Source organism: Microcoleus sp. Aus8_D2 (genome assembly GCF_036702665.1).
Taxonomy (GTDB): domain Bacteria; phylum Cyanobacteriota; class Cyanobacteriia; order Cyanobacteriales; family Microcoleaceae; genus Microcoleus.
Window position 1 is genome coordinate 1 of the sequence record NZ_JAUBUN010000042.1, and the last position, 7040, is coordinate 7040.

Annotated in this window: 12 protein-coding genes; 10 read left to right on the plus strand and 2 right to left on the minus strand. The window is 45.1% G+C overall.

What is annotated here, in order from left to right:
• From QUB64_RS25520 to QUB64_RS25555, 8 genes are all read left to right on the plus strand, one after another.
• On the plus strand, positions 1–630 hold a 630-nt coding region (locus QUB64_RS25520; RefSeq protein ID WP_333276379.1), incomplete at its 5' end, for a hypothetical protein.
• A 177-nt stretch (positions 631–807) separates the two neighbouring features.
• Positions 808–1116 carry a hypothetical protein gene (locus QUB64_RS25525; RefSeq protein WP_333276377.1) on the plus strand — a complete coding sequence of 103 codons (309 nt, stop codon included), beginning with the start codon at positions 808–810 and terminating at the stop codon, positions 1114–1116.
• A gap of 57 nt (positions 1117–1173) precedes the next feature.
• Positions 1174–1776, plus strand: a complete 603-nt coding sequence (locus QUB64_RS25530; RefSeq protein WP_333276374.1) for a hypothetical protein — start codon at positions 1174–1176, stop codon at positions 1774–1776.
• 1 nt (position 1777) lies between these two features.
• Positions 1778–2038: a hypothetical protein gene (locus tag QUB64_RS25535; RefSeq protein WP_333276372.1), complete on the plus strand. Its 261-nt coding sequence runs from the start codon at positions 1778–1780 to the stop codon at positions 2036–2038.
• A 94-nt stretch (positions 2039–2132) separates the two neighbouring features.
• The gene (locus QUB64_RS25540; protein WP_333276369.1) at positions 2133–2624 is read left to right on the plus strand and encodes a hypothetical protein; all 492 of its coding nucleotides are present in this window, start codon (positions 2133–2135) and stop codon (positions 2622–2624) included.
• A 37-nt stretch (positions 2625–2661) separates the two neighbouring features.
• Positions 2662–2883 carry a hypothetical protein gene (locus QUB64_RS25545; RefSeq protein WP_333276366.1) on the plus strand — a complete coding sequence of 74 codons (222 nt, stop codon included), beginning with the start codon at positions 2662–2664 and terminating at the stop codon, positions 2881–2883.
• Between the two features lie 2 nt (positions 2884–2885).
• Entirely contained in the window at positions 2886–3080 is a 195-nt protein-coding gene (locus QUB64_RS25550) for a hypothetical protein (RefSeq protein WP_333276363.1), read from the plus strand.
• A gap of 1 nt (position 3081) precedes the next feature.
• Positions 3082–3540, plus strand: a complete 459-nt coding sequence (locus tag QUB64_RS25555; RefSeq protein WP_333276360.1) for a hypothetical protein — start codon at positions 3082–3084, stop codon at positions 3538–3540.
• A 211-nt stretch (positions 3541–3751) separates the two neighbouring features.
• Here QUB64_RS25555 and QUB64_RS25560 read toward each other — a convergent pair whose 3' ends face one another.
• Positions 3752–4483, minus strand: coding sequence for a DUF7873 family protein (locus tag QUB64_RS25560; protein WP_333276358.1), 732 nt, complete (start codon positions 4481–4483; stop codon positions 3752–3754).
• Between the two features lie 397 nt (positions 4484–4880).
• Here QUB64_RS25560 and QUB64_RS25565 point away from each other — a divergent pair, with 397 nt between their 5' ends.
• Positions 4881–5156 (plus strand): hypothetical protein, encoded by a 276-nt coding sequence (locus tag QUB64_RS25565; RefSeq protein ID WP_333276355.1) that lies wholly within the window; start codon positions 4881–4883, stop codon positions 5154–5156.
• A 3-nt stretch (positions 5157–5159) separates the two neighbouring features.
• Here the strand turns inward: QUB64_RS25565 and QUB64_RS25570 are convergent, their stop codons facing one another.
• Complete coding sequence (locus QUB64_RS25570) at positions 5160–6053, minus strand: EI24 domain-containing protein (protein WP_333276352.1); 894 nt, start codon at positions 6051–6053, stop codon at positions 5160–5162.
• 67 nt (positions 6054–6120) lie between these two features.
• Here QUB64_RS25570 and QUB64_RS25575 point away from each other — a divergent pair, with 67 nt between their 5' ends.
• Entirely contained in the window at positions 6121–6870 is a 750-nt protein-coding gene (locus QUB64_RS25575) for a 2-phosphosulfolactate phosphatase family protein (protein ID WP_333276349.1), read from the plus strand.
• Positions 6871–7040 lie beyond the last annotated feature (170 nt).

Genomic DNA, 7040 nt, shown 5'->3' on the forward strand with positions numbered 1-7040 from the left:
TCCGGGCCCGAAGCTGTGCTCAGGCCGGCAGTGGTTCAGGTTATGGCAACTCACCAAATGCTTGGCAATCGAGATGTTGGCGTATTGATTAACGGTACACCGGTTGACGATTACGTGCGGCCTCAGTTTCAAGAGCGCTACTTGGTTGTTGAGTTTAAGGAAAGACAACAACCACCTTGGGTGATGTCAGACGGCAAACGGGCTCGCAAACGGCAAATTACTATTCCAGACGTAAAGCGCGGTCTGACTTGGGAAAAAATTAAGTTGGCAGCAAAATTGTATACCAGCGGGCAGCGACTGGTGACAGCTCAATTAAACAACGGCCGCCAAATGCAGGTTTACGCAACTTCAGAAAACGAAGGTTTGCAGAAGATTGAAGAGTTGTTGGCTTTGTCTACTGCTGAAATAGTGCCAAACGGCGTTCGCGATTCAGGTTATACCAACCCTACTGCCCGCCGCAGACAGCAACCTTTTATTGTGTATCCCAGCAAAGCCGTGCTTGTGTGGCGCAGGCGATCGCAAGATTTAGAGGGACGGTCGGATTTGTCCGATCGCGTCTGGGACGAGCAGAGGATTGAGTTTGACCTGTGGCTTGGCGAAGAACCCATTAACTTACCACCGTTGGGTTAAAGACTCTTTACAAAAATTTACAAAACCTTAAGTCAAAAAATATAATTCTTTGCACACCCCTAGGGTTGTACATAAGAAAAAATATAATGAATTGCTTGTAAAACAAAGGTTTTAGGGGTTGTCACCTGCCAGGCTTTTGCGCCATTGTAAAAGTGCAAGCTTACAGCACGACGAATAATGACAATCTCAAAAGAGCAACTGCTCGCATATCTTGAAACTGGCTCGAAAGAATACGAAGTTTTTGACAATCTTTTGCTCAAAAATGACGATGACGTGCTGCCGATTCTATGGAGCGGGCTAATGGCTTACTACAAATGTCAGCTTGAAAAAAATAAAACGCTGGCGGTAGGAGAAACGATTCAATCGGTAACTGCACCCTCTGCCCAGCAACAGGGAGACGGAAAAGGCGGATTTTTCATGGTTAAGCAAATTGTTGTTCGAGTCAAATCGCCAATTTCCGAGCAGGTATTGCCTTTCTTAGCTTAAAAAAATATCGCTCTCCTCTGTTTTTTTTAACCTACACTCAAATTTTGACATTAAAAAATGCGTCGTTTTTCAAGACTGCAATTTGCGCTAAAAATGCTAAACGGCCAAGCTCCTCCGGCAGGTTCGCCCTTAGCTAATTATTTACAATTCAAAAATGGCAACCCAGAGTTTGCGCCAAAACCTGCTGCCGGAGAAGTTGAGCCGAGAGGCGGGGTTATTGTAAGAGGGATAAATCCTTTTGGCAAACCTATTGGTGGCACGGATAACCCCAATTCTCAGAAAGTTAAAATTTCTGGTCGCGCTTTTCCACAGGTTGCTACTGTCGGCTTAGATGCTACTGGAACATCTGGAGACAATAATCTAAATTTGCTAGATACTTTTGCTAACTCTGGTGGTTTTGTCCCAGCAAAAATTACAGTTTTTACGGGTGCAATTGCTAACGTAAATGCTAATAAGTTAAGCTCGATAACCCGAGTCAACTATAGGAAGCAAAACGGGAATTCATATACATTTCCGTTTGGCTCGACAGGCACTGCGCCAAATAATCACGAGCAAACTAAGGCCAATGTTTTAGCTGGGGTTATTGCGACTCGCGATGCGGGCGACACTGCCAATATTTACCGGGCAAGTTTCACTCCTGAAAGATTCCTTCGGAATTAAAATGGATATTTGCGTTTCTTTTGCTCCTTCCATAATTTTATTGCCAGACATGAAAGCGAGCGAAATCATGGATGGAATCGCAAAAATCTATCAAGCTGCTTATGCTTTTCGAGATTTTTTGGATGAAAAAATTACTGAGAGTGAATGGCTAGAAGCGGTTGAAATGTCTGGATTAGACATGGACGAATATCTAAAAATTGCCGTGTTAAATTCAGACTTAATTTGTTCCAGGATAGAGAATCATGTGGGTTCCTTTAGGTAGCCATATTTTCCGAAAATTGCCCGATACTAATGATTGGGAAACTTACGATTGGGGCAGGGATTTAATTGGAGATGAAGACGCTGGGATAACGCCTTTGTGCTTAAAAGTTCTTATTAGCGAAGCTTCAATCGTCGGAACCGATGGTAAAATTATTCGCCCTGATGTTTACGGATTAATTGCTGATATTTGGTTTGTTAACCTTCAGCCAATGATTGTATCCGTCAAAAAGGTATTTCCTTTTGACGGTTCTGTTTCTCTAGTTCGATTTGAACCTGAAGGTTATGCCGTTTCTGAAGAGTTTGGTATAAACTCTGAAGGACAACCCGTTCAGCTTGGTGCAAGTCCTCCTGGCGCTTTTCAGTGGGAACGCGGAACGATCCAGCAACCAAGCTCTAGGCTTGACGGATGGAAGTTGCGGGAAAATTTAGTGCGAAAAATTGGCATAAAAGCCGTGCCCAGAAAAAAAGGGGTCAAAGCGGTTCGGAGATCGAACGCTCTAACAGGGTTGTCCGAAACAATTTATCCTTTTTATTCTGACAATAGAAACAATCAGTTTGTTGCATCTATTGAGATTTACAGTGTTTAAGTTGAGCAAATTTAGTTAACAATTTCAATTGACAGTCATGAATCTAACGTCAACTTTGCTAAAAATAGATTTAGCTGTTTTAAGCGTAGTTTTAGCTGTACTGCTTGTACTTGTAAATGCTATTAGATCTATGCAAAAAGAAGCTGTAGATGCAGCCAAACAACGCGCAGAGGTTGTAGCAACGATTAAATTTCACGATCAAAGACTTACTAACGTTGAAAACTTTATTGCCGGAAATTCCGGGTTTAAATCTCAATAACAATGCCCAAACTTACAGCAAGACGGCTTTTAGAAACCAACTGTTCTAACCTAGAAGAGCTAATCGATGCTTTGCTCAGTTTGGCTAAAGACAGAGGATATTTAATGTCTAAGGCTGGTTTTGAAGATGCGCTTTTAGAAGCCGACTACTTGCTTGATAGCTTGCGTGATCGCATTTTAAAAATAGCCAGAAAATAATATGCACAAACTAATTTTTGCAATGCGGCTGCAAGCTGCCCCCGAACTTTTGTTGGGAAGTTTGCAACTGATTTATCCCGACGGCAACAAGATTGATTATTTAGCGACTTCCGGATGCGCGGGGTGGCAGCAGCACGGCGATCAGTGGCAGCGGGGGAAAGGCCCAATTCCACAAGGGTTTGACTACAAAATACCAACTACGCCTTACTGGTCAGATACGCGAGGGATTGAGGGCAACTTTTTTCACATCACGCCCGATCCGGTGGTTTCTCCTACGGGCCAGGCTCGATCGGAGTTTGGCATCCACTTTGACGCAAACGCTCCCGGCAGCGCTGGGTGTATTGTTTTTAACAGGGAGTTTGGCTGGGGGAGATTTTGCGATCGGATGCGGGCGATCGCCAGATCGGGCGTTGAGTACGTTTCACTTCGGGTAAATTACTCTTCTGGGGATTCGTTTTAGCGATCGGCCCAGAATGCTGAGTTTAGAGTGATAACTTGCTATTGAATTTGTACGTAATGCTGCCTCTGCCGACTTGGGCTACCCTCCAGGTTAGGTAGAAGGGACAGGAGTCGAACCTGTACTCTCACATTTGTACGGTTTAAGTTGAAGTTTGAGATTGAACTTGTACTCTGTTTATATCTTAAACCATAACTATCAAAAAAGCAAGCAATTAGCGGAAAATAAATTGAAAAATTCTTTCTCCCACTCTCTGTTCCTCAACATCAGAATTGTTAGCTTCTTCGCGGGCAAACATCACAGCTTGCTGCAAGATTTCTACCCTTTGCAGCAACTCGTTAATCCGCCGCGCTGGCAGAGATCCAGAAAACTTGACAGTCCGCCAGTAGCCGATCGTAATATCTTCATAATAAACATCGACTTGAGCCGGGTGGTGTTCGGTAGCTTCAGCTTTAACGTGATTGCGCGGAGTTTTAAAAGTCTTGAGAGTTTGCACGGGTTCTGTGGCCCAACAGTCGGCGGAAGCATCGAAAGTCCAAGTTTCGGAAGCATCTAAAACAGGAAGTTTTTTGATGAATGCTTGCAAATCAGACAGTTGCTTTTCAATGAATAGCAAATAGCTGACCGGTACTTGGCTCAACAGCACGTTTCCGTCTACGGTTACGTCGGCGCGGGCGCGGCAATTTGTCCAATCTTTGGTTGCGGTGGCGTCGAAGAGTTTGGTCAAAACTTCTGTGGTTTTCCGGATAATCTCTTCGGCTTTGACTTCGACTTTTTTGGACTCGGGCGGGAGTTGTTCGCCTTCTTCGTCTTTGGGGCGGTACGTGCGGGAGATTCCCGAAAGCACGGCGGGCTTCTGGAGGGCTTTTTGGGCTTCTGCTAGTTCTTGGATCGATCGGCTTTTGATGCCTTTCTCGATCGCGATAATCTGATTTAAGCGTGCCATTGTTTAGTGTTATTGATGCTGAACTTATCAGAAGTTTGGTTGGTACCAACCTTCAAATTGTTTGTCGTGCGGGTTTTGTGGCTTTGAGGACTGAACTGGGAACGATCGAACTTTTTGTAGTATGACATACTTCACAATAAATGACAAGCTGTTGCTGGAGGCTGGGTGCCTGGGTGCCCATGCAGCTTTTTTGGCAAAGTGTAGCAAAGTTTACTTGTTTTTCACCGTTTTACTACCTCTTGAGATAGATGCGCGAATATCTCCAGGGGCCAGTTGCAATATCTGGAAACATTTCTTAACATAGAGGTAACAAAGGGAATCCGAGGAGAGACCAAAAATCCTTAAGCCCTTGGGGTGCCCCGGCTTATTAGATTCTTCGCAAACAAGGGCTAAATCAATGAACAAGCAGCAAAACTCCGAAGTCTCAGCATTTTTGCCAATGCTCCAAAAAGGCATTTGGCTGTTTGGGATTCTGTCTTGGATCTTCGGGCTGACAGATAGAAGCATTGCACTATTGTCTGACGGATATTTGTCGGCGATCGATATTGTCCAGCTATTTACAGCTTCATTCTTTTTCGTTAGTTGGATATTTTTAAGCCCGTTTCTGAGCTTGAACTCCCAGAGTCAGCGGAAAGTAGAAGGCATTCAGCAGAAAGTAGAAGCATCTCCCTAGTTTTTAAGTTGTAATGTTAGTTTCTGGAGTGTTGTTTGTTTCTTGTGGTGCAAAGCGGGCGGGCCAAATGCGATCGCAAAAAAACAAAGTTCCCGCCGTGACGCACAGCGGAATCGCCAACAGATTCAGCAGGGGAATGCTCACCAAACCCAAACAAACCAAACCAAAAGTCCCGCTAGCCGGCAAAGTCGCCCGAATTATCTCCAGCTTCTCCTGAAAAGGCCGCCTCCGCCGCTCCAAAGGTGCATCTAAAAAATCTAAACACACAATAGTCGCACCCAAAGCTACGCCTCCCAAACTGCTAAGAATAGAGCCAAATCCTGGAACAAAATTTAGCAGCAACAACGGTATACCGAAACTCAACAAAATACGTAGTTTTTGGAGTTCAAAGGCGATCGCCCTTTGAATATCCCCCAAAATACTTGCCAAATTCATTGGTGCTTCTGCGGGCAATTGACCGTTCCGCAGTAGTTCCAGTTGTTCGGAAAGTTTGCCGTACCAAGGCGAACCTAGAATTACGCCAAACTGAACTAACAAAAACCCGATTACTAGCAAAAGTCCTGAGACTAAAAGTACGCGCAGCAGCCAACCGAAAGCGAGTGTCAAGCCGCCGAGAAAGCTCAGCCAATCTGGTAAACTTGCAATTAAAGAATTAAATCCGACGGACAAATCTGCAACTAAAACGTCTATGCCTGCCAAACTAGGAAATAGCAAGCTTAAATAAAGACCGATACCAATTAGAAAATTTAGGACGACGGGAACTAATACATATGTCCACAGCTTGGGAGTTTGCCAAATCAGCGTGAAAGCTCGCAAAGGATAGGTGAAACCTGCGAGGAGTCCAAGTGGTGCGCTAAGAGCTGCGCGGGCGGGATTTGAATTGAGCTGTTTTGACATATTAGCGGTGAGAGCGTCACTTTCTATTATTATTGCGTATGAGGATTTATTGCAGGTAGCCCCAAAAGTGAAGCTTTTTATTTACCATACCCCGGAACTTACGCCAGCAGACAAGATGCCGGCTTGCGCGATCGCAGTTGATGTGCTGCGGGCGACTACGACAATGGCGACGGCCCTGAATAATGGTGCGGAAGCCGTGCAAGTTTTCAGCGACTTAGATAAGCTGATGGCCCTGAGCGAAAAATGGCCGGCCCACAAGCGGATTCGCGCCGGAGAGCGTGGCGGCGCGAAAGTTGAGGGTTTTGACATGGGGAATTCGCCGCTGGACTGCGCGCCAGAAAAGGTGACTGGGAAGCGAATTTTTATTAGCACAACTAACGGTACTCGGGCTTTGCAGAGAGTGCAAGCTGCTGCAACTGTGTTGACGGCGGCTTTGAACAACCGCAAGTCTGTGGTGCAGTTTTTGTTAAGCAAAAAGCCGGAAAGTATTTGGATTGTGGGTTCTGGTTGGGAAGGAAGTTATTCGTTGGAGGATACGGTGTGTGCTGGTGCGATCGCCCAAAGTTTGCTAGCAGAAAGCGGTATTCCGGCGATCGATTTTGCTGGTAACGATGAAGTGTTTGGGGCGATCGCTCTTTATCTGCACTGGCAAGATCGGCTGCATGAATTGTTGGAAAAAGCCAGTCACGGCCAGCGCCTCCTCGGTTTGGGCGTGATTGAAGATTTAAAATATTGCGCGCAATTGGATAGTTTAGATGTGCTCCCGATGCAGCGAGAACCGGGTGTTTTGGTGAAATCAGATTTTAAAATTTCTTAGGCTAATTTCTGGGTTCAATATTCGGAAAAAAAGGCGAATTGAAATTGTCTGCGAGTGCTGTATTGGTAGGGTGCTATCTTATAGTATCCTACTCGAACAACGACAAAAAATTGGTTTGTAGTGAGGACTTTAGTCCGCATTCCAAATCAGAGGACTGAAGTCCTCACTAC

Coding starts and splice junctions, on each gene's coding strand:
- QUB64_RS25555 (WP_333276360.1), top strand. CDS start 3,082: ATGCACAAACTAATTTTTGCAATGCGGCTGCAAGCTGCCCCCGAACTT.
- QUB64_RS25560 (WP_333276358.1), bottom strand. CDS start 4,483: ATGGCACGCTTAAATCAGATTATCGCGATCGAGAAAGGCATCAAAAGC.
- QUB64_RS25530 (WP_333276374.1), top strand. CDS start 1,174: ATGCGTCGTTTTTCAAGACTGCAATTTGCGCTAAAAATGCTAAACGGC.
- QUB64_RS25570 (WP_333276352.1), bottom strand. CDS start 6,053: ATGTCAAAACAGCTCAATTCAAATCCCGCCCGCGCAGCTCTTAGCGCA.
- QUB64_RS25550 (WP_333276363.1), top strand. CDS start 2,886: ATGCCCAAACTTACAGCAAGACGGCTTTTAGAAACCAACTGTTCTAAC.
- QUB64_RS25565 (WP_333276355.1), top strand. CDS start 4,881: ATGAACAAGCAGCAAAACTCCGAAGTCTCAGCATTTTTGCCAATGCTC.
- QUB64_RS25545 (WP_333276366.1), top strand. CDS start 2,662: ATGAATCTAACGTCAACTTTGCTAAAAATAGATTTAGCTGTTTTAAGC.
- QUB64_RS25535 (WP_333276372.1), top strand. CDS start 1,778: ATGGATATTTGCGTTTCTTTTGCTCCTTCCATAATTTTATTGCCAGAC.
- QUB64_RS25525 (WP_333276377.1), top strand. CDS start 808: ATGACAATCTCAAAAGAGCAACTGCTCGCATATCTTGAAACTGGCTCG.